We start from the raw sequence: 22,791 nt of genomic DNA, 5'->3' as shown, positions 1-22,791 counted from the left end.
GCCGACATTGATGTCTTTGCGTCAACGATTTTCCGCAGCGAACGCCCCTTCTCGCGGCGATTATGCGAGTTTCGCAAGGGGAAAGGCCTACTGCGGCTGAGTGCCACGGCAGCCGATACCTCAGAAAAATTCGAGACTGACGCGAAACATCTGTTCCACCTGCCGCACAGCCCCTGCTGCCGCAAAGATGACGACACGATCCTTGGCGCGAATTCGCGTCTGGCCATCCGGTTTAACATAGGCGCCGCCACGGTAGATGGCGCCGATTCGCAGATCGTCCGGCAGGTCGAGATCGCGCAGAGGCTGGCCAACCAGCGGCGATGTCTCAAGTGCTTCCGCCTCGATGATTTCTGCCGCACCGTCATGGATCGAATGAACCGCCCGGATGCGCCCGCGCCGCACGTGCTGGAGAACACGCGAGATCGTCACAGTGCGCGGATTGACGAATGCGTCGATCCCCAACGTACGAGTAAACGACTGATAGGTCGGGTTGTTGATAAGCGTCAGGTTCGACCGACAGCCCAGCCGCTTTCCCATGACGCTGGACAGGATGTTCACCTGGTCGTCATTGGTCAAGGCAACGAGCAGGTCTGCCTGGCGGATATCCGCTTCCGTCAGGATCGTCTGGTCCAACGCGCTCCCGTGGAGCACGATGGTCCGGTTGAGCCGGTCCGCGATATCCACCGCCCGCTCGCGGTTCGCCTCGATGATCCTGACCTTCGCCGAGATGTTTCGCCGCTCCATCTGCTGGGCGACGTAGAGACCGATGTTGCCGCCGCCCGCGATGACGATTCGCCGGGCATCCGGTTCTTCATGGCCGAAGAGCGCGAGCGTGCGCTTCACCTGGTTCTTCTCCGCGACGACATAGGCCATGTCGCCGACGGCCATTTGATCCGACGAGGATGGGACGAACAGGCGATCGTTGCGCAGAATACCGACGACCGTCGCGCCGAGGTTCGGAAAGAGCTCGGTCAGCTGCGACAGCGGGGTCTCAATGACCGGGCAGTCTTCTCGGCAATCGATCGCCACCATGATGATCGCCCCGTCCGCGAAGCGCACCGCGTCCATCGCGCCCGGCAGCGCGATACGCCGGAGCACCATCTCGCCAACTTCCAGCTCCGGCGAAATAATGACGTCGATCGGCATGTGCTCGCTTGAGAAGAGGTCCTGCCAGTGAGACTGAAGATAGGACTGAGAGCGCACACGGGCGATCTTGGTCGGCACGTTGAAGAGCGAGTGCGCCACCTGGCACGCCACCATGTTCACCTCGTCATGGAGGGTCACGGCGATGATCATATCCGCCTGCTCGGCGCCCGCCTCGGCGAGCACGTCCGGATGGGCGCCGTGGCCGACAAAGCCGCGCACGTCCAGATTATCGCGGATCACCTGCACGAGGGTCTGCGACGTGTCGATCACCGCCACGTCGTTCTTCTCCGATGACAGGCGCTCGGCAATGCCGTAGCCCACTTGCCCGGCGCCACAAATGATGACGCGCATAGATCAGGACCTCGCGAAAAGCGTCACGCTTGGCATGGCGGATCGTTTCAAGAATGCTCTCTCCATGTTGCCGCGATCGGCCACCGCTTGCCAATTGGGCGACATGCGCTTGCCTCGATGCGCACTCGCTCCAGCTGTTCCTTTGGGCCATGCCCATCTCGAGGCGCTATTGCCCCCTCGGTCGTCCTCTAGCGCAAGGTGCCGCACTCGCGCCAGCCCTCACCTAAACGGCAAGAGTCGCCGCGACCAGTTGATCCTCTTCCCTTACAGCCCCAGAGACTTCAGTTTGCGGTGAAGCGCCGAACGCTCCATGCCGACGAATTCGGCCGTCCGCGAGATGTTGCCGCCAAAGCGGTTGATCTGCGCCATGAGATATTCCTTCTCGAACACCTCGCGCGCATCGCGCAGCGGCAACGCCAGAATCTCGCCATTTGCCTGGCTAGGTGTGCGCGGCAGCATCTCGCCCACCTCATTTGGCAGCATATCAGCGGTGATCACCGAATTCGGATCGCCGCGCGCAAGAATCATCAAGCGCTCGACGTTGTTGCGCAACTGGCGAATGTTGCCGGGCCAATCGCTGGACTGAAGAATGGCCATCGCTTCGGGGCTGATCTCACGCGGCTTGATTCCGGTCTGTTCTCCGAGCTGCTTCATGAAGGCTTCGATCAGCAGCGGCACATCGGACCGCCTCTCGGAGAGCGGCGGGACAGAGATGGGCACGACCGCCAGACGATGAAAGAGATCCTCGCGGAAAAGCCCGTCGGCGATCATCGACTCGAGGTTCTGCGCCGTCGAAGAGATGATGCGGACATCAACTTTCACTTTCTTGGTGCCACCGACACGCTCGAACGTCTGCTCGGTCAGGACGCGCAGAATCTTGTTCTGCGTTTCGCGCGGCATGTCGGCGATTTCGTCGAGATAAAGAACGCCGCCATGGGCTTCCTCCAGCGCGCCGACCTTGCGCTCCACGCCCGGAGGCGCGTCGGTGCCGAAAAGCTCGATTTCCATCCGGTCGGGCGTGATCGCTGCGGCGTTGAGAGCGATGAAAGGACCACTGGACCGCGGCGAATGGGCGTGGATTGCTCGCGCCACCATCTCCTTGCCTGAGCCTGATGGCCCAAGGATCATGACGCGGCTGTTGGTCGGAGCGACACGTTCGATGGTGTTGCGAAGCTGGTTCATCGGCTGCGACTTGCCGATCAGCTCCGGGAAGTCGGATGAGCGGCGACGCAGCTCCGAGACCTCGCGCTTGAGCTTTGAGGTTTCCAGCGCGCGCTCGGCGATGAGAATCAGTCGGTCGGCCTTGAAGGGCTTCTCGATGTAATCATAGGCACCGCGGCGGATTGCCGATACCGCCGTCTCGATATTGCCGTGGCCCGAGATCATCACGACGGGCACGTCGGGATGCTGGGCCTTGATGGTATCGAGAAGATCGAGCCCATCGAGTTTGCTGCCTTGCAGCCAGATGTCGAGAAAGACCAGGCGCGGCACGCGATCGGCGATCGACTGTAGTGCCGCATCCGAGTCCGAGGCGGTGCGAGCCTCGTGCCCCTCGTCCTCCAGAATTCCCGCGACCAATTCGCGGATATCTGCCTCGTCATCGACGATGAGGATGTCAGACGCCATCGCTCTCACCCCCCTTTTCCATCAGGTCTCTTTCCGGCAGCGCATCGTTGCCTGGCCTTGATCCGGTTCCCGGAAGCGCGATGCGGACCAATGCTCCGCTCTCGCCGTCCGGTCGATCGTCCAGCTTTATTGTGCCGCCGTGATCTTCGATAATCTTGCGAACGATAGCGAGGCCGAGTCCCGTGCCCTTCTCGCGTGTCGTCATATAGGGCTCCAGAAGCCGTTCGCGACCCTCTTGCGGAAAACCGCGCCCATTGTCGAGCACGTCAATCAGATATTGACCGTCCACCGACGTTGCGGTGACGGAAATCCGCCCGCCCCCGCCTTCGTGGACATGTTCGACAGACTCGACGGCATTCTTGACCACGTTGCCGAACGCTTGGGAAAGAAGGCGGATGTCGAACAGACCAAGCAGCGGTTCTCCACCATAGTCGAAGGAAAACTCGATGCCATGGTCTCCCATTTCGCGCATGAAAACAGCCTCTCGCAACGCCTCTCGTAGGTCCTTCGGTTCCATTTTCGGTTTGGGCATTCGCGCGAAAGTCGAGAACTCGTCGACCATACGGCCGATGTCCGAGACCTGGCGGGTGATCGTCTCGATACAGCGGTCGAACACCTCCCGGTCATTCACGTCGATGCCCTTGCCGTAACGGCGGCGGATTCGCTCGGCGGAAAGTTGAATCGGCGTTAAGGGATTCTTGATTTCGTGAGCAATACGCCGGGCCACGTCCGCCCAGGCCGAGGAGCGCTGCGCCTCCATGAGATCGGTGATGTCGTCGATCGTGATGACACTGGACCGCGATCCTGCTTCGGTGTCGACCGACGTCACGCGAATGGCCATCACTCGTTCGCGCTCGGCGACCCGCACCTTCACCTGGTCCTGAAACTCCGGCTTTTTGGAAGTCGCTGCGGCAGCGTGGATGCCTGCGATGATCGGAAAGCGTTCGGCGAGGCGATGACTGACCACCTCGTCCGCATCGATGCCGAGGATGCGCTCCGCGGAAGGGTTCACCATGGTGACGACGCCATCGGCCTGTACGCCGACCACACCCACCGTGACGCCAGAAAGAACGGCTTCGGTAAAGCGGCGTCGCTCGTCGATGACATCCTTCGCATGGATCAGTTCGTCGCGCTGGCTCCTCAACTGCAGGATCATGTTGTTGAAGGTATTGGACAGCGATCCGACGTCACCATCCGAGGCTCGCACGGGCACCGAGACAGCAAGATTACCCTCGCTGACCTCGTCCGCCGCCGATATCAGCAGCCGGATCGGCCGCACCAGCCGGTCGGCCACGCCAATGCCGGTCCAGATCGCCGAGAGGAGCACGATGAGCGCGATGCCGAGGTAGAGAAGGGCGAAGGCGACCTGCAGGTTGAAGCGGTTGTTCTGCAGGCTGTTGTATTCGGCAGAGCGCTCCTCCATGGCGCGCAGGGCTGCGATCACCTCGGGGTCCACCGCCCGTACGGTGTAGAGAAGCGTATTGTCGATCTGTCGCAGTTTAACGATGGCCCCGACGAGATTGGTCACGCCCGGCGGGATGAGCACGAAGTTGTTTTCGCGCGCCTGCTGGAGAGCGTCCTCGGGTGGCAGCGGTAGCGGTTTGTCTACCGGGACGTCGGCCTTCAGGAAGGGCGTTCCGTCGAGATGAAGAAGCTGCGCACCGAGGAGAGAGCGCCCCCTCGCCTGCTCGGTCATCAACTCCTGAAATCCAGTACGGTCGAGTTCGAAAAGCCGGCGCTGGGAATCGAGATCGACGGCCATGGAGAGCGTCGTTCCCTGGAGGTTGCGCGAGTTCTCGTTGACATAGGCTCGTGCGACGCTGATGCCCGATGCGACGATGGCCTTCGTGCGGATCTCGAACCAGCGGTCGAGACCGAGGTCGAGGGTAATGCCCGCGACAATGGCCACCAGCACGGCCGGGAGCGCGGCGACGATCGAAAAGAGAACGACAATGCGAACGTGCAGCCGGGAGGCTGCCTTGCCGCGCGCCCGCGCATGGGCCATGCGCAGCACTTCGCGCCCGATGAGAACGCAAAGAGCCAGAACGAAGGCACCGTTGACGACCGTGGCGATCTGCACCACGCGATCGGTCGGCGCGATTGGCGTCAGCCCCATCAGGACGACGAAGGACACGGCGCCGGTGATCAGCGCGCCGGCCACGGTGACAATTCCCGGCACGAACATGAAGCGGCGCCGTTCCATAAGAAACGGGCCTTCGGTCGATGCGGGATAGGATTCGCTGGTCATGATTCGCCGTTGACTGATAGCTCGTTGCCAGATTGCAACGCTTTGCGTCAAAAATGCAACGACGAATGCCTTTTTCAGCGACTGGACCGAACGACCGACACGTCCAGATCGCGGATCTTCTTCCTCAACGTGTTGCGATTGACGCCGAGCAGATCCGCCGCCTTCACTTGGTTACCACGGGTCGCGGCAAGAGCGGCCGCAATCAGGGGATATTCCACCTCGCGCAAGATCCGGCTGTGAAGCCCCGGCGGCGGTAGCGCGTCGCCGAAAGATGCAAAATACTCGGAAAGATAGCGCTCGACCGCCGTGCCGAGGTCGATGCCCTTGGCGCCGCTCTGCTCGGGGTCGAGGGATTTGGTATAGTCGGAAGCGAGTTCATGCTCCACCAGCTCCGCCGTGATCTCTTCCTGCGGATAGAGAGCCGAAAGACGGCGGATGAGATTTTCCAGCTCGCGCACGTTGCCCGGCCAGCTATAGCGCCGCATGACGTCGAGAGCACCCTGGCTCAGGGTCTTGCGGGGGAGTCCGTCCTTTTGAACCTGCGCGAAGAAGTGACGCGCGAGATCGGGAATGTCTTCGATGCGCTCGCGCAAGGGGGGCAGGCGTAGCGGCACGACATTGAGCCGGTAGAACAGATCCTCGCGGAAGAGACCACGGGCGATGAGCTGGCGCAGATCCTTGTTGGTCGCAGCCACGATGCGAACGTCGGTGGCGATCGGCGTGCGTCCGCCGACGGCAGTGTATTCGCCCTGCTGCAGCACCCTGAGAAGCCGGGTTTGCGCCTCCATCGGCATGTCGCCGATCTCGTCGAGGAAGAGCGTGCCGCCATCGGCCTGCTCGAAACGGCCGCTGGCGCGGTTCTGTGCGCCGGTGAAGGCGCCCTTCTCATGGCCGAAGAGCTCGGACTCGATGAGATCGCGCGGGATCGCGGCCATGTTGATGGCGACGAATGGCCCTTTGCGGCGACGGCCATAATCGTGCAACGCACGCGCCACCAGCTCTTTTCCAGTGCCGGACTCGCCGGTGATCGTCACCGTCAGGTCGGTCTGCATCATGCGGGCGAGCGCCCGATAGATGTCCTGCATGGCCGGGGAACGGCCGACCAGCGGCATGTTGTCCTGCGCTTCGTCGAGGCCAGCGGGGCGCTGCCCCGCTTTCGGCTCGGCCAGCGCGCGACCGATGATGGCGACGAGCTCCGACAGGTCGAACGGCTTTGGAATGTAATCGTAGGCGCCGCTCTCCGAGGCGCGGATCGCCGTCATGAACGTGTTCTGCGCACTCATGACCACGACCGGCATGTCGGACCGCGTGTTCTTGATCCGCGGCAGCATGTCGAAGACGTTGCCGTCGGGCATCAGCACGTCGGTAATGACGAGATCGCCTTCGCCGGCCGCTATCCAGCGCCAAAGCGTCGCGATGTTCGACGTGGCCCGCACCTCATAGCCGGCGCGCATCAGCGCCTGCGAGATCACGGTGCGGATCGCCGCGTCATCGTCGGCGACGAGTATCTGCGCCGAGGCCATCAGCCATTCCTCCTACGATTGGTCCTGGCAGGCGAGAATCCTGTTCCGCCCTCGCCTTCTTGCCACGCCGGCATGAGAACGCGAAAAGCCGTTCGCCCCGGCTGGGAATCGCATTCGATGACGCCGCCATGGTCGCCGATGATCTTGGCCACGAGCGCAAGGCCGAGTCCCGAACCCGTCGGTTTCGTGGTCACGAACGGGTCGAAGATGTTCTCGCGGATATCTTCTGGCACGCCCGGGCCGTTATCCTCGACGGTGAATTCCAAGGGCAGGCTCACCCGCGTCTTCGTTCCTGGCACGGAAACACGCACGCCCGGTCGGAATGCGGTGGAGAGGCGTATTTCTCCGTCCTCGCGACCGGCAAGCGCATCGCTCGCATTCTTGAGAAGGTTGAGGAACACCTGCACGAGTTGGTCGCGGTTCGCGAAGACGGGCGGCAGCGAGGGGTCGTAGGCCTCGCTGATCCTCAGTTCGCGGGCAAACCCGCTCTTGGCCAGCATCTTCACGTGCTCGAGGACAGAATGGATATTGACGGCCGATCGCTCTATCGGGCGCTGGTCGGAGAACACCTCCATGCGATCGACGAGCTTGCCAATGCGCTCGCTCTCCTCCTGGATCAGTCGGGTCAGCGCGCGATCCTCGGCGCTTGCCGCATGCTCGAGAAGCTGCGCGGCTCCTTTGATACCCGAAAGCGGATTGCGGATTTCATGCGCCAGCATTCCCGCGAGCCCAGTGACGCTGCGGATGGCGGAACGGTGCGTGAGCTGGCGATCCATCTTGTCTGCGATCGAGCGAAGCTGGATCATCACGACGACACAGCTCGGGTCATCTGGAACGCTGGAGACGTAGAGGTCGACGACCCTTTCGGTGCCGAGCCGTGGGGAGGAAATGTCGACCCGATACTCGCTCATCCGGGACCGATCGCGGCGCGACTGATCGATCAGCGCGAACAGCGGACTGTCGGCAGGCACGAAGTCGGCAAGCCTTCTGCCGAGCAGATAGGGAGCCCCGGCGGAGAAGAACTGCTCGGCGTCGGAATTCACGAAGACGAATTCACCCTCGCCGTCGATCATCATCACCGGATGCGGCAGGGCATTAAGGATCGCTGCCAGGGAAACAGTCGCAGGGAGGGAGACGCCGGAATTCTCGGTCAAGATCATGCCGCCTTTCTTGGCACGCCGCACTGAACCGCCGATTCGGTTTCGGCCGCGGTCAAGTCGCCGAATGCTTGCTCAATTGCCTGGAAAACCTGTTCCGGCTGGGACGCCGTCAGCATCGTCGTCCGCGGCGCCCCGAGATCGCCCTGTCCGCAGAGCGATGCTCGATCGCAATAGGCGGCAAGGTGCTTGCGCGCTTGCCGAACGCCGATCTGCGAGCTGTAATGGGCCAGCATGTTTTCGTAATGGTCGCGCACAAGGTCCGCAAGCTTGATCCTCGTCAGGTCAGCCATGCGAATAGCGCCGGTCGTAAGCCCCGGAAACCAGGGCCGGCCGACAGCGCCGCGCCCCACCATCACGGCGTCGGCTCCGCTCGCCTGCCGCATCGCGGCTTCATCTTCGGGATGGACGAGATCGCCGTTCGCCACCACGGGAATCCCGACAGCGCGCTTCACCGCGGCGATCGCCCGCCAATCGGCGCGCCCTTCGTAAAACTGGTCGCGCGTGCGGCCATGCACCGTCACCATCCGCGCACCCGCTGCCTCGGCGCGGCTCGCAATATCCGGGGCGTTGATGGAATCGCTCGACCAGCCGAGCCGCATCTTGACCGTAACCGGAACGGCTCCGGCTCCCTCGACCACGGCCTCGATCAGGCGCAGCGCCAGATCGGGCTCGCGCATCAATGCGGCCCCCGACAAGCCGCCGACGACCTTCTTGGCCGGGCAGCCGAGGTTGATGTCGATGATATCGACGCCAAGGCCGACCAGTTGCTCTGCCGCCGCCTTCATCCACCCGGGATCGCGGCCGGCCAATTGCACGACATGAAGGCCTGCGCCGTCGCGCATGGCGCGCATGGCGCTCTCCTGATCGCCGCGCGCGAACTCGCCGCTCGCCACCATCTCGCTGACGACAAGGCCCGCGCCGAGGCGGCGCGCGAGGCGACGAAAGGGCACGTCCGTGATCCCCGACAGCGGCGCGAGAAAGCATCGGTTGCCCAGCTCCAGGCGACCGATATAGAGAGGCGAGCGGGCGCCTTCCCCAGGGAGAGGTGGCGGGTCGGCGCTCAAAACCTGAGCAGATTTGGCGTGTGTAGAAATCATGGTCATGCGCGCCCAATCTATCTGTGGCTGCTCAAAATTCAAGCAATCCATTGTCGCGGGGCAAAGGATATGGTGGATTTCGGCATCTTTTTTCGGAGGTCCTGGCGAAAGTGGCCGGAACAGTGAAAGCAGCCGCGGTGATCGTTGCCGCCGGCAAGGGCGAAAGGGCCCGCCAGACCGGCGGCCTGGCCAAGCAATATCAACGAATTGGCGATCACGCGGTAATTTGGTACGCGCTGGCCGCCTTCGTCGGCCACCAGGATATCGACACCGTGTCTGTCGTCATCAATGACGCAGGCGAGGAGGATTTCACGCGGGCTGCGGAGGCGTTCGCCGATCGAGTGCGGATCGTGCGCGGCGGCGCTTCCCGCCAAGCCTCGGTGCGCGCCGGGCTCTCCTCGCTTCGCGACGCGGCACCGGACTTCGTGCTCATCCATGATGGCGCGCGCCCTTTCGTGGACGAAGCGCTGATCGCGCGAGTTCTCGGCACTCTCGCCACGCATCCCGGCGCTGGGGCTTTGCCTGCCCTTCCCGTTTCCGACACCATCAAGCGCGAGCGGGATGGGCTGGTTGGCGAGACTCTCGACCGCGCCGGGCTTTTTGCGGCCCAGACGCCGCAGGGCTTTCCTTATCGCATGATCGCAGATGCCCATGACGCGGCCGCGGGGTTCGATCATTTCACGGACGACGCGGCGATCGCCGAATGGGCCGAGATTCCGGTGGTTTTGGTCGAGGGCAGCGCGGCCAACGTCAAGCTGACGACGGCGCAAGACATCGCTATCGCTGACCAGAAGCTGAAAAAGGCAGACGTGATGATCGATGTGCGGACCGGTAACGGCTATGACGTCCATGCCCTGGTGCCGGGAGACCATGTCACGCTGTGCGGCGTGGTGATCCCTCACACCCAGGCGCTATCCGGCCACTCCGATGCCGATGTCGGCCTTCACGCCCTCACCGATTCTCTACTGGCCACCTGCGGCGCCGGCGACATCGGCGACCATTTCCCGCCGAGCGATCCAAAGTGGAAGGGCGCTGCGTCGCACATTTTCGTCGAACATGCGGTGCGGATCGTACGAGAAAAGGGCGGGCGCATCGGCAACGCCGACATCACCCTGATCTGCGAGGCGCCGAAGATTGCGACCCATCGCGAGGCAATGCGCAGCGCCATCGCGGCCATGACCGGCCTGGATCTTGAGCGGGTTTCGGTGAAGGCAACGACCAACGAGAAGATCGGCTTTATCGGTCGCCGCGAAGGCATTGCGGCGATCGCCACCGCCAGCGTCGTTTATGGAGAAGGTCGATGATTCCGCCCGTCCAAGACAAACTGCGCCCAGCCGCCGAAACGCTGGTCGCGAGCTTTGCCGATGCGAAGCTCTCCATAGCCACGGCCGAATCCTGCACCGGCGGCATGATAGCGGCGAGCATCACAGACATACCGGGCTCCTCCGCAGTCTTCGATCGGGGCTTCGTCACCTATTCCAACCGTGCGAAGATCGAGATGCTCGGCGTCGAGCCGACGACGCTCGAAAAGCACGGCGCGGTTTCCGAAGCAGTTGCAAGGCAGATGGCCGAAGGCGCCCTGCGCCGCTCCACGGCCGATGTCACGATCGCAGTGACGGGCATTGCCGGTCCCGACGGTGGCTCGGCGGAGAAGCCCGTGGGGCTCGTCCACTTCGCCTGCGCCGATCGCCTGGGCGTCATCCATCGCAAGATGCAGTTCAGCGAGGGCAACCGCGACGAGATCCGTCGCGCCTGTGTCGCGACCGCGTTCATGCTGCTCGACGAGTGCCTGTGGCGGCTATCTCACGCCACCGGAGAGGCCGAAGGTACGCCGCCCTCATCGCGCCCGTAGATCTTGTCGGCGCGCTGCTCGAAAGCTGTCGAGAACCTGCGGAAGGCATAGTCGAACATCGAGCCCATCAGCATGCCGAGGGCGCGGTTTTTGAACTCGTACTCGATGAAGAAGTGGACATCGCACGATCCTTCATCGACGGGAGTGAAAGTCCACGTGTTCTCCAGAAACCGAAACGGGCCTTCCAGATAGGACACTTCGATTCGATGCTCGTCCGGTTTCAGAAGAACCTGCGTTGTCAGCGTTTCGCGGATCATCTTGTAGGCAACCGTCATGTCCGAGATGCACAGCGTCTTGCCGTTGCGCTCGCGAACCGAATGGACCTTAATGTCCGAACAGAGAGGAACGAACTCCGGATAGCTCTTCATGTCGGCGACCAGATCAAACATCTGGCCGGCGGAATGAGGAACGCGACGCGTCGTTTCGAACTTGTGCGACATCGTTCAGTCCGCCGCGATCTGTGCCTGGCGGGCGCGACGCGCTGCCTTCAATCGCTCGAAATCCTCGCCCGCGTGGTGTGAGGAGCGGGTGAAGGGGCTCGACGCAACGACTAAGAAGCCCTTGGTCAGCCCGATCGTCTCGAACGACTTGAACTCCTCCGGTGTCACATAACGCTTTACCGGATGGTGCTTTTTCGTCGGCTGGAGATACTGTCCGATAGTAAGGAAATCGACATCCGCGGTGCGCAGGTCGTCCATGAGCTGGAGGACCTCGTTACGCTCCTCGCCGAGCCCGACCATAATTCCAGACTTCGTGAACATCGTGGGGTCAAGCTCCTTGACCCGCTGCAGCAGCCGGATGGAGTGGAAGTAGCGGGCGCCGGGCCGCACCGTCAGATAGTTGGACGGCACGGTTTCCAGGTTGTGATTGAAGACGTCCGGCTTGGCCGCGACGACGATCTCGAGCGCGCCTGGCTTGCGCAGGAAATCCGGTGTGAGAACCTCGATCGTCGTTGCTGGGGCGGCGGCTCGGATGGCCTTGATTGTCGCGGCGAAGTGCGAGGCGCCGCCATCGGTCAGATCGTCACGATCGACCGAGGTGATGACTACATGGGAAAGTCCCATGGCGGCGACCGCCTTGCCGACGTTCTCCGGCTCTTGCGGATCGAGAGCATCGGGCCTGCCCGTCGCGACATTGCAGAACGCACAGGCGCGGGTACACACCCCGCCCATGATCATGAACGAAGCGTGCTTCTTCTCCCAACAACCACCGATATTGGGACAGCCAGCTTCCTCGCAGACCGTAACCAGGCGGTTGGACCGCACGATATCGCGTGTTGCGGCGTAGCCCTGTGACCCGGGTGCCTTCACCCTGATCCAGGCTGGCTTCGCCAGCGATTCGTTATCCGGCCGATGGGCTTTTTCCGGGTGGCGGGGCCGGAGCTTTACGCCCCCGGCGCCGCGTTGATCGAGTACGGTCACCATGACTTGCGTTTACGTCTCTCCCGAAGGGGATGCAATCACCGCACGCTGCGGCCCCGGAACATGCGGAACACCGCGATCAGCAGGCACGCGCCGATGAAGCCGACGATCAGATAGGCCCAAGACCACGTGCTCTCATAACCGACTACGTCGAAAGCCGCCAAGATCGCGTTAAGAACGATCGCTCCGATGATCCCCAAGATGATGTTCATGAAGACGCCCATGTCGCTCTTCATGAACTTCTCCGCGAGCCAGCCTGCCAAGCCGCCCACGATGATAGCACCCAACCAACCCATTCAACTCTCCTGACTACTGGGAACGCATGAGCAATTAGGTTGGACGCTCGTTTGCGAAAGCAAGGCGATTCGGCGGATAAAATCCGACGTTCCGCCCCGCTTCCGTGCGCCTATTCCGGTCAGGTGTGGATGACACGACCGAAGGCGTCCAGAACGCTCTCGTGCATCATCTCCGAGAGCGTCGGATGCGGGAAAACGGTGTGCATCAGATCTTCCTCGGTCGTCTCCAGGCCCATGGCCACGACGAAGCCCTGAATAAGCTCGGTCACTTCCGCGCCGACCATATGAGCCCCGAGAAGCTCGCCCGTGTCCGCATCGAAGATCGTCTTGACCAGACCGTCGGGTTCGCCCAACGCGATGGCCTTGCCATTGGCGGTGAAGGGGAAACGCCCGACCTTGATCTTGCGCCCACTATCCTTGGCCTTGGCTTCCGTGAGGCCGACGGAGGCGATCTGCGGCTGGCAGTAGGTACAGCCGGGAATCTGCGTCTTCTTCATCGGGTGCGGATGCAACCCCTTGATCGCCTCGACGCAGATCGTGCCCTCGTGCTCGGCCTTGTGAGCCAGCATGGGCGGCCCCGCGACGTCACCGATGGCATAGATGCCCTCAACGTTCGTTTGGCCGAACCCATCCGCCTTGATGATGCCGCGCTCGATCGTCACGCCGAGTGCCTCAAGGCCGAGATTCTCCGAGTTCGCCTGCACACCGACAGCGGAAATCAGACGCTCGGCCTTCAGCGTTTCGGTCTTGCCGCCCTTGGCCTCGACGGTGACGGCGAGGCCGTCGCCCGTCTTTTCGACCTTGGCGACCTTGGCGTCGGTCAGAATCTTGATGCCCTGCTTCTCGAAGCGCTTGCGGGCCAGCGCGGCGATTTCCGCATCCTCGACCGGCAGGATCTGCGGCAGCAGCTCGATGACAGTCACTTCCGCGCCCATGGTGCGATAGAAGGAAGCAAACTCTATGCCGATCGCGCCCGAGCCCATAACGATCAGCGACTTCGGCATCGCAGACGGTTTCATCGCCTCGAAATAGGTCCAGATGCGATCGCCGTCCGGCTCGATGCCGGGCAGGACGCGCGGGCGCGCGCCGGTCGCGACAATGACGTGCTTGGCCTTATAGGAGCCCTCGCCGAGGACGCCCTTGGGAACCGGATTCTGCGGCTGGACGGCGGGCTTCGACGGCTTGCCCACCAAAACCTCGACCGGGCCGCCCTTCCCGGCCTTGGTGATCTTCGCTTCGCCCCAGATCACATCGATCTTGTTCTTCTTCATGAGATAGGCGACGCCGCCGTTCAGCTGAGCCGAGACGCCGCGAGAGCGCTTCACCACATCGCCCACGTCGGCCTTGGGCTTGTCGATCACGAGGCCGTAGTTCTGGGCGTTCTCCGCGTAGTGGAAGATCTCGGCCGAACGCAGCAGCGCCTTGGTCGGGATGCATCCCCAGTTGAGGCAGATGCCGCCGAGATGCTCGCGCTCAACGACTGCCGTCTTGAAGCCGAGCTGGGCCGCGCGGATTGCCGCGACGTAGCCGCCGGGACCGCCGCCGATGACCAGGATGTCGTAAGTGTCAGCCATGATGTTCCTGCCTTGCCTCAGCCCGCTCACACGTAGCAAGCGGCGAAGCCGTCAATGAAGAATGTGCCGAACCACCGGCACGAGCGCATCGCCCAGCCGGCATGTGTTTTCCGTGTCGAGATGAATGCCGTCCACCGCCGTCGTCGCGCAGACATTGCCCGCGTCGAAGAAATGGCACCCGGCCTCCTCGGCCACCTCCCGGTACAATTGGGCGAGCCGTCGCGATTCATCGATGGCATGGCCCAGCATCTCCCTGCACTTGGGATCCGACGTCTCCGTCAGCGCCGGCGGTGCGATCACCAGCGTCTCCGGCCGCCCAAACTCGGTCCAAAACGGGTAGGTCTTCACGATCTCGACCAGCCGGGCCATGCCCTGCCTCGAAGAGGAAGCATATCCGCCGCCGGCGAAGCGCTTGAAGTCGTTGGTGCCGAGCATGATCACGACCAGATCGAGAGGCTGATGCGACCCAAGAAAGACCGGCAGCGTCCGCGCCCCGTTGCGATCCTCCATGACGCTGTGATCGTCGAACATGGTCGTTCGCCCGTTGAGCCCTTCCGCGATGACGCGGAAGCCCTCGCCGAGTCCCGCCGCCAGCCGGTTCGGCCAGCGGACGTCGAACGGATGACGCAGTCCTTCGGCGTCATATCCCCATGTGAGCGAGTCGCCGTAGCAGAGGATCGTCTTCATCGCCGGTCAGACCAGCATCGACATGGGGTTCTCGATGTACTGCTTGAAGGCCGAAAGAAGCTCGGCACCCAGCGCGCCATCAACTGCCCGATGATCAGTCGACAGCGTTGCGCTCATCACGGTGGCGATCGCCAGCGCGCCGCTCTTGACCACAGCCCGCTGTTCGCCCGCGCCGACCGCCAGGATCGTCGCGTGCGGCGGATTGATCACGGCCGAGAAATCCTTGATGCCGAACATGCCGAGATTGGAGACCGCTGTCGTGCCGCCCTGATACTCCTCGGGCTTGAGCTTGCGGGCCCTCGCTCGCGCGGCCAAGTCCTTCATCTCGTTGGAGATGGCCGAGAGCGACTTTTCGTCCGCCTTGCGGATGACGGGCGTGATCAGCCCGCCCTCGATCGAGACGGCAACGCCGACATCGGCGTTCTTGTGCTTCAGCATCGCCGCGTCGGTCCACGATACGTTGGCGTTCGGCACAGCCTTCAGGGCCATCGCCATGGCCTTGATCACCATGTCGTTGACGGAAATCTTGTAAGCGGGCTTCTCGCCGTGCTCGTTCTTCACCTTCGGCGACGCATCGTTGAGCTGCTTGCGCAAGGCCAACAGCGCGTCGATCTCGCAATCGAGCGTCAGATAGAAATGCGGGACGGTCTGCTTGGATTCCACGAGGCGGCGCGCGATGGTTTTGCGCATGCCGTCGTGAGGGATTTTTTCGTACGACCCTTCCGGGAAGAGCTTGAGAATGGATTCATCGCTCGAAGCCTTCGCCATCGGCGCAGCAGACGGGGCTGCCGAAGGAGACGCCTTGGCCTGGTCGCCAGCGGCTGCCGCCGGCTTCTTGCCCGCGCCCGTCTTGGCGGCTTCCTCGATGTCGGCCTTGACCACGCGACCGCGCGGCCCGGAGCCCTTCAGCGCGGAAAGATCGACGCCCTGCTCTTTCGCGAGCCGGCGCGCCAAAGGCGAGGCAAAGACACGTTCGCCTTCCGCGCCCTTGGCCGGGGTCGAAGCTTCGGGCGCACGTTCGCCCGCCCTTTTCGAAGCGTCTTTCGCGTCTTCCGTGCTTCCGACAGATGCGTTGTCCGCCGCGGGGTTTGGCGCGACTGCTCCCTCGCCCGACGGCTGGGACGATGCTCCGCCGCCTGACGCCGCATCCTCGACGCTTTCGCCCTCGGCCGCGAGAATGGCGATGAGAGCGTTCACCTTGACGCCTTCTGTGCCCTCGGGAACGACGATCTTGGCGACTGTTCCCTCGTCGACTGCCTCGACTTCCATCGACGCCTTGTCGGTTTCGATCTCGGCGATGACGTCTCCTGGCGAAACGCTGTCGCCCTCCTTGACATGCCACTTGGACAAATTGCCTTCCTCCATGGTCGGAGAGAGGGCTGGCATGGTGACGTTGATCGGCATCGAATGTCTCCGCGAACGGCTAGCGGGTCGGGTCAGCGCCCGCAATGCCCGGCGCACCAAGCGGCCGGAGCAGGGAGCGAAAGGGATTGAATGTGTAACGGCGGCGCCGACGTGAAGTCGACACCGCCTTCTGCGGCAGGAGCAGCGAGAAGCGTGGAGCCTGCACGGTCACCGGCCTGGAACCAGGCCGCGGGTGTGGCTCTTGAATTGCCATCCCTGCCCTGGGCCACGATCAGCCTCGATAGGTGACAGCTTTGACCGCGTCGATCACTTCCTTCACCGAGGGAAGTGCCAGCTTCTCGAGGTTCGCCGCATAGGGCATCGGAACGTCCTTGCCGGCCACCTTGATCACCGGCGCGTCGAGCCAGTCGAAGGCATGCATCATGATCTCGGAAGCGATATGCGCGCCGACCGAGCTCTGCGGGAAACCTTCCTCGACGGTGACGCAGCGGTTGGTCTTCTTGACCGAGGCGATGACGGTGTCGAGATCCATCGGGCGGATGGTGCGAAGATCGATGACCTCTGCGTCGATCCCCTCTTTCTCGAGCTCTTCCGCCGCCTTCACAGCATAGGTCATGCCCATGCCAAAGGAGACGATGGTCACGTCCTTACCCTTTCGATGGATTCGCGCCTTACCGATCGGCACTGTCCAATCGTCCAGCTTCGGCACATCGAACGAGTGACCGTAAAGGATCTCGTTTTCAAGGAAGATGACGGGGTTCGGATCGCGAATGGCCGACTTGAGAAGCCCCTTGGCATCCGCCGCTGTAAACGGCTGAACCACCTTCAGGCCGGGCACGTGGCTGTACCAGGCCGCGTAGTCCTGGCTATGCTGAGCGGCCACACGCGCCGCCGCGCCATTGGGACCACGGAAGACGATCGGGCACCCCATCTGGCCGCCAGCCATGTAGAGGGTCTTCGCCGCAGAATTGATGATCTGGTCGATCGCCTGCATGGCGAAGTTGAAGGTCATGAACTCGACGATCGGCCGAAGTCCGGCAAACGCCGCGCCGACGCCGAGGCCGGCAAAACCATGCTCCGTGATCGGCGTGTCCACCACGCGCCGGGCACCGAACTCATCGAGGAGACCCTGGCTGATCTTGTAGGCGCCCTGATACTCGGCAACTTCCTCGCCCATGAGGAAGACGTTTTCGTCCCGTCGCATCTCCTCGGCCATGGCTTCGCGCAGTGCTTCTCGCACCGTCATCGAAACCATTTCCGTGCCTTCGGGAATTTCCTGCTCGAAAGCGCCGACGGGATCCTTCGGCTCGGGATGCTTCATGCCTTGGGTCGGCACCTTCGCGTCGCCCGCCACCTTTTCCGAAGTCGCCTTTTCACCGGCCTGATCTTCGGCGCGGGATTCAGCTTTCTTCGGCTGTGCGCCGGCGGACTCGAGCGCGCTCTCATCCTCGCCCTCGGCGAGCAGAACCGCGATGGGTGCGTTCACCTTAACGCCCTCGGTTCCGGCAGGAACGAGGATCTTGCCAAGCGTTCCTTCATCGACCGCCTCGACCTCCATGGTCGCCTTGTCGGTCTCGATCTCCGCGATCACGTCGCCCGGCGCGACACTGTCGCCTTCCTGTTTGATCCACTTGGACAACGTGCCCTCTTCCATCGTGGGAGAGAGAGCCGGCATCAAAATTTCTGTCGCCATGGTGCGTTCTCTTTACTCGGCCGCCTGCGGAACGTCGTCGGCGTAGATATCGGTCCAAAGCTCGGAAACGTCCGGCTCGGCGTCGTTCTGGGCGAAATCGGCCGAGTCCTGCACGACGTCGCGCACTTCCTTGTCGACAGCCTTGAGTTCGTCCTCGGCGAAACCATGCTCCTCCATGAGCCGGCGCCGAACCTGTTCGATCGGGTCACGCTCGGAGCGCATCTGCTGCACCTCGTCGCGCGTCCTATACTTAGCCGGGTCGGACATCGAGTGACCACGATACCGGTACGTCATCATCTCCAGGATGATCGGCCCCTTGCCCTCACGGCAATGACCGGCAGCCAGATCGGCCGCTGCCTTGACGGCGCGCACATCCATGCCGTCGACCTGGATGCCGGGAATCTTGAAGGAGATGCCACGATGGGCGAAGTTCGTCTCGGCCGACGCGCGGTTCACTGACGTGCCCATGGCATAGCGATTGTTCTCGATCACGTAGATGACCGGGAGCTTCCACAGCGAGGCCATGTTGAAGCTCTCGTAAACTTGGCCCTGGTTCGCGGCACCGTCACCGAAATAGGTGACGGAGAGATTATCGTTGCCGCGATAGCGATTGGCGAAGGCGAGGCCTGTTCCAAGGGAGACCTGCGCGCCAACGATGCCGTGGCCGCCGTAGAAGTTCTTCTCCTTGGAAAACATGTGCATCGAGCCGCCCTTGCCCTTGGAGTAGCCAGAGCGGCGGCCGGTGAGCTCGGCCATGACGCCGCGCGCCTCCATGCCCGTGGCGAGCATGTGGCCGTGATCGCGGTAGCCGGTGATGACCTGATCGCCTTCCTTCAAGGCCAGCTGCATACCCGTCACCACGGCCTCCTGGCCAATATAGAGGTGACAGAAGCCGCCGATGAAGCCCATGCCATAAAGCTGACCGGCCTTCTCCTCGAAGCGCCGGATGAGCAGCATGTCTCGATAGGCCTTGAAGTCGTCGTCCTTCGAAAACGTTGCGGGCGGAGGAGCCTCGTAGTGCTGCAGCGTTTCGACGATTTGCGCCGTACCGGCATCGCTGTTTACCGGCGATGCCGTATCGGCCTTTTTCTGCTTGCCCGCGGCCATGTCGCCTCCGATCCGAAAAAGTCCGCCCGCTCTTCAGGGGCCGGCGTAACTATAGGGTTCGGAATGAAGCACGCAAGGGCTGGAATCTATTATAACTGGATGTGAGTTAATATAGTCTGGAACGGATATTTTAACTCACGTTGAGTTAATCAATGCGACCGATCAGCGCATGATGATGATCTCGTCCGGGGCAGCGTAATTCAGGGCCCGCCGCGCCTGCTCGTCGATCATGTCCCGGTCGAGCGTCCCGTCGTGAAGCAACTGGACCTTGGTCTCCAGACGCACGCGCTGGGCATGAACCTTCTGCGCCTCGGCGGTCCGGTCCGCGAGCCGTCGCAGCAACTCGTGCTTCGACTCGAGCCCGTATTGGCCGCTTTGGGCATGCATCGCGAAATAGGCTAGAAAGCTCGCGGTGATGGCGGGTACGATCAGACGACCTGCAACGCCGTGCTTCTTCTGCTTCGTCCACATGAGGCTATCCTGAAAGTATGCCGGCGTCTTTGCCGCTGTCGCAATCGCGATGACCTCACCCGCAGACATGCGGAAGACGCCGGACCCGCTCGCGGCTCCACGGCGTATCCGTAGCCATCATGAAGGAAAGACGGTTAACGGGGCCTTGCCGGACCGGACCGCATTCCCATCTCGTGGAAATGCCGGATCGACACATGGGCCAGAAACGGGATGTCTCCGAGGAGACCGCGGCGATTCGATCTGGATCGAGCGCCCCCTCCTCGACGTCCAAAGAAGTGGGCGGTTCAAAATCGGCTGATGAGAGAGAACTCGCGGTACTTTCCGATGAGGAACTCGGCCGGATCGACGAAAAGCTGAAGCTTCGCCCCCTGGCCATCTATGAGATCGTCAGGGAAGAAGGCGTACAAGAGCTGGCGCGGCCGGTGACAAGCCTGTGGTGGTCGGGGCTGACCGCCGGATTGTCGATCGGCTTCTCCATTCTGACGGAGGCCACGCTTCGCAGCGCCCTGCCCGACTCGACTTGGGCACCGCTGATCGCCAATTGGGGCTATTCCGTCGGCTTTTTGATCGTCATTCTCGGTCGCCAGCAGCTCTTTACAGAAATCACCCTCACAGCCGTCCTGCCCGTCCTGGCAAACCCGTCTCTTCGAGGCGTCTGGGCGGTCATGCGGCTATGGACGATCGTCCTTGCCGCCAATCTTGTCGGCACGATTGTGTTTGGTGCGGGCATCGCGCTTGACGTGATGCACCGTCCGGAGGTCACTCAGGCAGCGCTCGAACTGTCACGAGAGGCGATGGCCCATTCCTGGGTCACGATACTTCTGAGGGCGATGGCGGCGGGGTGGCTGATGGCGACCATCGGATGGCTTCTGCCTTCATCCGAGGGCAGCCCGATTTCGATCATTGTTCTCATGACCTACTTGATCGCGTTGCTCGGCCTCTCCCACATCGTGGCTGGGTCCGTCGAAGCTGTGGCGCTGGTCGTGGCCGGAGAGCAATCGCTTCGATCGATCATCCTAGGCTTCTACCTCCCCTGTCTTGCCGGGAACGCCATCGGAGGCTCGGCGCTGTTCGCTTTGATCTCCTACGCTCAGGTCAAGCGTGAGATAGAAGAAACGGCGGCCGAGGGCCGCCGTTCCGAAGGGTGATGTCCTGAATTAAGGGCCAGGATCGCTGGTCGATCAGCGGCGCTTAAGGATGCTCCGGCCGGCGTAGACCGCCGCGTCGCCTAGTTCTTCCTCGATGCGAAGAAGCTGGTTGTACTTGGCCAGTCGATCCGAGCGCGACAGCGAGCCCGTCTTGATCTGGCCGCAGTTGGTCGCAACCGCGAGATCGGCGATCGTCGAATCCTCGGTTTCGCCCGAGCGGTGCGACATGACAGCCGTGTAGCCGGCACGGTGCGCAACCTCGACGGCGTCGAGCGTCTCGGACAGCGAGCCGATCTGGTTGACCTTCACCAGCAGTGAGTTGGCGATGTGCTTCTCGATGCCCTGACGAAGGCGCTCGGAGTTGGTCACGAACAGGTCGTCGCCGACGAGCTGGCAGCGGTTGCCGATCTTGGCGGTGAGCGTCGCCCAGCCTTCCCAGTCATCCTCGGCCATGCCGTCCTCGATCGAGATGATCGGGTAGCTGGAGATGAGTTCGGCGAGATAGTCGGCCTCCTCAGCCGAGGAAAGCTTGCGGCCCTCGCCGGCGAGATCATAGACGCCGTCCTTGAAGAACTCGGACGAGGCGCAGTCGAGCGCGATGTAGACGTCGTCTCCGGGCTTGTAGCCGGCCTTCTCGATCGACTTCATGATGAAGTCGAGGCCTTCACGCGCCGAAGCGAGACCCGGCGCGAAGCCGCCTTCGTCACCGACGTTCGTGTTGTGGCCGGCGTCCTTCAGCATCTTCTTGAGCGAAGCGAACACCTCAGCGCCCATCCGCAGACCTTCCGCGAAGGTCGGCGCGCCGACGGGCATGATCATGAATTCCTGGAAGTCGATCGGGTTGTCGGCATGGACGCCGCCGTTGATGATATTCATCATCGGGACCGGCAGGACATGCGCGGCAGCGCCGCCCACATAGCGGTACAGAGGAAGCGCGGCAGCGTCGGCCGCGGCCTTCGCCACGGCGAGCGAGACGCCCAGGATGGCGTTGGCGCCAAGACGGCCTTTGTTCTTCGTGCCGTCGAGATCGATCATCATACGGTCGATCTTGAGCTGATTCTCGGCTTCCACGCCGATTAGCGCCTCGGCGATCTCGCTGTTGACGGCCTCGACGGCCTTCGTCACGCCCTTACCCGAATAACGCTTGTCGCCATCGCGCAGCTCGTGTGCCTCATGCACGCCCGTCGAAGCGCCCGAAGGGACAGCGGCACGCCCTTGCGAGCCGTCCTCAAGGACCACGTCGACCTCGACCGTGGGGTTGCCGCGGCTGTCGAGGATTTCACGTCCGGTGATATCGATAATGGCCGTCATGCGCGTCTTGCTCCTTCTATATCGATTAGAGCGCCTTCTAGAACCTCCGGAGGCCGGAGGGAAGCCGGCACAGCCTGCTTAGATCCCGCGTGAAAAGACCGCAGGTCGATGCGAGGGGGCCGAGGGCAGTTATACGAATTCCGCGGGGCGAAAAAGTCCCCATGCCGAAGTCCGAATCGCTGCCCCTCGCCTGTATGGAGCGAACGCCCGTCAACCTAGCATATACTCTTATTGACAACTTCAACGTGTTGCTGTCCATACATTCGCATTGGGTCATGAGCTCGGCAGCGCTTGGTTGCAGATGCGCGTCGGCGGCTGAAAAGCCTGAAGGGCTGAATGTTTGGATGTGTCTGCAACCCTGAACAGTGCAACGCCGTTTTAACGGTAATGGATCGATAAGCAGCCGGATTGTCCGGCAAGGGAGGTTCACCGATGTCGAAGAATATTGAATTCGAACGGCGCGGAGTCGAAGACGTTGTGCGTGTCGATGGCACGGTGATCGGTCGTATCACCGGCGGTCGCGGCCGTCGCAAGATGCTGTGGCGTTCGGCTCATCTCGTCGATGACGACAAGGTGGCGGATTTCGAGCGGCGTTTCGCGGCGAGCGACCAGTCGACGTCGGCGGCGGCGGAAGAGCTTCGGCGCGCCGGGCTCGTATGACGTTTTTTGCCTGAGCAGATGCGGGCTGCGGAGCAACTGCTCCGCAGCTTCAACG

Annotated in this window: 20 protein-coding genes; 4 read left to right on the top strand and 16 right to left on the bottom strand. The window is 62.4% G+C overall.

Going from position 1 to position 22,791, the window contains the following annotated elements:
- Nucleotides 1–120: 120 nt before the first annotated feature.
- From trkA to dusB, 6 genes are all read right to left on the bottom strand, one after another.
- The gene (gene trkA, locus B5D38_RS18310) at nucleotides 121–1,497 is read right to left on the bottom strand and encodes a Trk system potassium transporter TrkA (protein ID WP_078709889.1); all 1,377 of its coding nucleotides are present in this window, start codon (nucleotides 1,495–1,497) and stop codon (nucleotides 121–123) included.
- Between the two features lie 264 nt (nucleotides 1,498–1,761).
- Nucleotides 1,762–3,123, bottom strand: coding sequence for a nitrogen assimilation response regulator NtrX (gene ntrX / locus B5D38_RS18305; RefSeq protein ID WP_078709887.1), 1,362 nt, complete (start codon nucleotides 3,121–3,123; stop codon nucleotides 1,762–1,764).
- Nucleotides 3,113–5,371, bottom strand: coding sequence for a sensor histidine kinase NtrY-like (locus B5D38_RS18300; protein ID WP_078709885.1), 2,259 nt, complete (start codon nucleotides 5,369–5,371; stop codon nucleotides 3,113–3,115). The genes ntrX and B5D38_RS18300 overlap by 11 nt, the downstream gene beginning before the upstream one ends.
- A 74-nt stretch (nucleotides 5,372–5,445) precedes the next feature.
- A complete protein-coding gene (ntrC, locus tag B5D38_RS18295) occupies nucleotides 5,446–6,894 on the bottom strand; it encodes a nitrogen regulation protein NR(I) (protein ID WP_078709883.1) in 1,449 nt (482 codons plus the stop codon).
- The gene (locus tag B5D38_RS18290) at nucleotides 6,894–8,054 is read right to left on the bottom strand and encodes a two-component system sensor histidine kinase NtrB (RefSeq protein ID WP_078709882.1); all 1,161 of its coding nucleotides are present in this window, start codon (nucleotides 8,052–8,054) and stop codon (nucleotides 6,894–6,896) included. The genes ntrC and B5D38_RS18290 overlap by 1 nt, the downstream gene beginning before the upstream one ends.
- Nucleotides 8,051–9,157: a tRNA dihydrouridine synthase DusB gene (gene dusB, locus B5D38_RS18285; protein WP_245319358.1), complete on the bottom strand. Its 1,107-nt coding sequence runs from the start codon at nucleotides 9,155–9,157 to the stop codon at nucleotides 8,051–8,053. The genes B5D38_RS18290 and dusB overlap by 4 nt, the downstream gene beginning before the upstream one ends.
- Nucleotides 9,158–9,273: 116 nt before the next feature.
- On the opposite strand from dusB, the gene B5D38_RS18280 reads away from it, so the two are divergent.
- On the top strand, nucleotides 9,274–10,455 hold the full coding sequence (locus B5D38_RS18280) for a bifunctional 2-C-methyl-D-erythritol 4-phosphate cytidylyltransferase/2-C-methyl-D-erythritol 2,4-cyclodiphosphate synthase (RefSeq protein ID WP_078709906.1): 1,182 nt from the start codon (nucleotides 9,274–9,276) through the stop codon (nucleotides 10,453–10,455).
- A complete protein-coding gene (locus tag B5D38_RS18275) occupies nucleotides 10,452–11,003 on the top strand; it encodes a CinA family protein (protein WP_078709881.1) in 552 nt (183 codons plus the stop codon). The genes B5D38_RS18280 and B5D38_RS18275 overlap by 4 nt, the downstream gene beginning before the upstream one ends.
- On the opposite strand, the gene B5D38_RS18270 is transcribed toward B5D38_RS18275, so the two are convergent.
- The 9 genes from B5D38_RS18270 to B5D38_RS18230 form a co-directional block, all read right to left on the bottom strand.
- Nucleotides 10,955–11,443 (bottom strand): type II toxin-antitoxin system RatA family toxin, encoded by a 489-nt coding sequence (locus B5D38_RS18270; protein ID WP_078709880.1) that lies wholly within the window; start codon nucleotides 11,441–11,443, stop codon nucleotides 10,955–10,957. The genes B5D38_RS18275 and B5D38_RS18270 overlap by 49 nt on opposite strands.
- Nucleotides 11,444–11,446: 3 nt before the next feature.
- Nucleotides 11,447–12,427 carry a lipoyl synthase gene (gene lipA / locus B5D38_RS18265; RefSeq protein ID WP_078709879.1) on the bottom strand — a complete coding sequence of 327 codons (981 nt, stop codon included), beginning with the start codon at nucleotides 12,425–12,427 and terminating at the stop codon, nucleotides 11,447–11,449.
- A 35-nt stretch (nucleotides 12,428–12,462) separates the two neighbouring features.
- Nucleotides 12,463–12,720 (bottom strand): GlsB/YeaQ/YmgE family stress response membrane protein, encoded by a 258-nt coding sequence (locus tag B5D38_RS18260; RefSeq protein WP_078709878.1) that lies wholly within the window; start codon nucleotides 12,718–12,720, stop codon nucleotides 12,463–12,465.
- 119 nt (nucleotides 12,721–12,839) lie between these two features.
- On the bottom strand, nucleotides 12,840–14,294 hold the full coding sequence (lpdA, locus tag B5D38_RS18255) for a dihydrolipoyl dehydrogenase (protein ID WP_078709877.1): 1,455 nt from the start codon (nucleotides 14,292–14,294) through the stop codon (nucleotides 12,840–12,842).
- 51 nt (nucleotides 14,295–14,345) lie between these two features.
- Nucleotides 14,346–14,981 (bottom strand): SGNH/GDSL hydrolase family protein, encoded by a 636-nt coding sequence (locus B5D38_RS18250; RefSeq protein WP_078709876.1) that lies wholly within the window; start codon nucleotides 14,979–14,981, stop codon nucleotides 14,346–14,348.
- Between the two features lie 6 nt (nucleotides 14,982–14,987).
- A complete protein-coding gene (locus B5D38_RS18245; protein WP_078709875.1) occupies nucleotides 14,988–16,385 on the bottom strand; it encodes a pyruvate dehydrogenase complex dihydrolipoamide acetyltransferase in 1,398 nt (465 codons plus the stop codon).
- A gap of 232 nt (nucleotides 16,386–16,617) precedes the next feature.
- Nucleotides 16,618–18,039: a pyruvate dehydrogenase complex E1 component subunit beta gene (locus tag B5D38_RS18240; RefSeq protein WP_078709874.1), complete on the bottom strand. Its 1,422-nt coding sequence runs from the start codon at nucleotides 18,037–18,039 to the stop codon at nucleotides 16,618–16,620.
- Nucleotides 18,040–18,051: 12 nt separating this feature from the next.
- Nucleotides 18,052–19,146, bottom strand: coding sequence for a pyruvate dehydrogenase (acetyl-transferring) E1 component subunit alpha (gene pdhA, locus B5D38_RS18235; protein ID WP_078709873.1), 1,095 nt, complete (start codon nucleotides 19,144–19,146; stop codon nucleotides 18,052–18,054).
- A 162-nt stretch (nucleotides 19,147–19,308) separates the two neighbouring features.
- Nucleotides 19,309–19,617, bottom strand: a complete 309-nt coding sequence (locus B5D38_RS18230; RefSeq protein ID WP_078709905.1) for an FtsB family cell division protein — start codon at nucleotides 19,615–19,617, stop codon at nucleotides 19,309–19,311.
- A 194-nt stretch (nucleotides 19,618–19,811) separates the two neighbouring features.
- On the opposite strand from B5D38_RS18230, the gene B5D38_RS18225 reads away from it, so the two are divergent.
- Complete coding sequence (locus B5D38_RS18225) at nucleotides 19,812–20,765, top strand: formate/nitrite transporter family protein (protein ID WP_078709872.1); 954 nt, start codon at nucleotides 19,812–19,814, stop codon at nucleotides 20,763–20,765.
- A 33-nt stretch (nucleotides 20,766–20,798) separates the two neighbouring features.
- On the opposite strand, the gene eno is transcribed toward B5D38_RS18225, so the two are convergent.
- Nucleotides 20,799–22,076 carry a phosphopyruvate hydratase gene (gene eno / locus B5D38_RS18220; RefSeq protein ID WP_078709871.1) on the bottom strand — a complete coding sequence of 426 codons (1,278 nt, stop codon included), beginning with the start codon at nucleotides 22,074–22,076 and terminating at the stop codon, nucleotides 20,799–20,801.
- Nucleotides 22,077–22,508: 432 nt separating this feature from the next.
- Here eno and B5D38_RS18215 point away from each other — a divergent pair, with 432 nt between their 5' ends.
- Nucleotides 22,509–22,736, top strand: coding sequence for a hypothetical protein (locus B5D38_RS18215; RefSeq protein ID WP_078709870.1), 228 nt, complete (start codon nucleotides 22,509–22,511; stop codon nucleotides 22,734–22,736).
- Nucleotides 22,737–22,791: the final 55 nt, after the last annotated feature.

It is taken from the genome of Consotaella salsifontis, assembly GCF_900167365.1.
GTDB classification, from domain to species: Bacteria; Pseudomonadota; Alphaproteobacteria; order Rhizobiales; family Rhizobiaceae; genus Consotaella; species Consotaella salsifontis.
Note: the sequence above shows the minus strand (reverse complement) of the source record. Positions and strands in the feature narration are given on the sequence as shown.

What these genes read in the sequence shown, in the direction of transcription:
- trkA (WP_078709889.1), bottom strand. Translation starts at nt 1,497, where the DNA reads ATGCGCGTCATCATTTGTGGCGCCGGGCAAGTGGGCTACGGCATTGCC.
- ntrX (WP_078709887.1), bottom strand. Translation starts at nt 3,123, where the DNA reads ATGGCGTCTGACATCCTCATCGTCGATGACGAGGCAGATATCCGCGAA.
- B5D38_RS18300 (WP_078709885.1), bottom strand. Translation starts at nt 5,371, where the DNA reads ATGACCAGCGAATCCTATCCCGCATCGACCGAAGGCCCGTTTCTTATG.
- ntrC (WP_078709883.1), bottom strand. Translation starts at nt 6,894, where the DNA reads ATGGCCTCGGCGCAGATACTCGTCGCCGACGATGACGCGGCGATCCGC.
- B5D38_RS18290 (WP_078709882.1), bottom strand. Translation starts at nt 8,054, where the DNA reads ATGATCTTGACCGAGAATTCCGGCGTCTCCCTCCCTGCGACTGTTTCC.
- dusB (WP_245319358.1), bottom strand. Translation starts at nt 9,157, where the DNA reads ATGACCATGATTTCTACACACGCCAAATCTGCTCAGGTTTTGAGCGCC.
- B5D38_RS18275 (WP_078709881.1), top strand. Translation starts at nt 10,452, where the DNA reads ATGATTCCGCCCGTCCAAGACAAACTGCGCCCAGCCGCCGAAACGCTG.
- B5D38_RS18270 (WP_078709880.1), bottom strand. Translation starts at nt 11,443, where the DNA reads ATGTCGCACAAGTTCGAAACGACGCGTCGCGTTCCTCATTCCGCCGGC.
- lipA (WP_078709879.1), bottom strand. Translation starts at nt 12,427, where the DNA reads ATGGTGACCGTACTCGATCAACGCGGCGCCGGGGGCGTAAAGCTCCGG.
- B5D38_RS18260 (WP_078709878.1), bottom strand. Translation starts at nt 12,720, where the DNA reads ATGGGTTGGTTGGGTGCTATCATCGTGGGCGGCTTGGCAGGCTGGCTC.
- lpdA (WP_078709877.1), bottom strand. Translation starts at nt 14,294, where the DNA reads ATGGCTGACACTTACGACATCCTGGTCATCGGCGGCGGTCCCGGCGGC.
- B5D38_RS18250 (WP_078709876.1), bottom strand. Translation starts at nt 14,981, where the DNA reads ATGAAGACGATCCTCTGCTACGGCGACTCGCTCACATGGGGATATGAC.
- B5D38_RS18245 (WP_078709875.1), bottom strand. Translation starts at nt 16,385, where the DNA reads ATGCCGATCAACGTCACCATGCCAGCCCTCTCTCCGACCATGGAGGAA.
- B5D38_RS18240 (WP_078709874.1), bottom strand. Translation starts at nt 18,039, where the DNA reads ATGGCGACAGAAATTTTGATGCCGGCTCTCTCTCCCACGATGGAAGAG.
- pdhA (WP_078709873.1), bottom strand. Translation starts at nt 19,146, where the DNA reads ATGGCCGCGGGCAAGCAGAAAAAGGCCGATACGGCATCGCCGGTAAAC.
- B5D38_RS18230 (WP_078709905.1), bottom strand. Translation starts at nt 19,617, where the DNA reads ATGTGGACGAAGCAGAAGAAGCACGGCGTTGCAGGTCGTCTGATCGTA.
- B5D38_RS18225 (WP_078709872.1), top strand. Translation starts at nt 19,812, where the DNA reads ATGGGCCAGAAACGGGATGTCTCCGAGGAGACCGCGGCGATTCGATCT.
- eno (WP_078709871.1), bottom strand. Translation starts at nt 22,076, where the DNA reads ATGACGGCCATTATCGATATCACCGGACGTGAAATCCTCGACAGCCGC.
- B5D38_RS18215 (WP_078709870.1), top strand. Translation starts at nt 22,509, where the DNA reads ATGTCGAAGAATATTGAATTCGAACGGCGCGGAGTCGAAGACGTTGTG.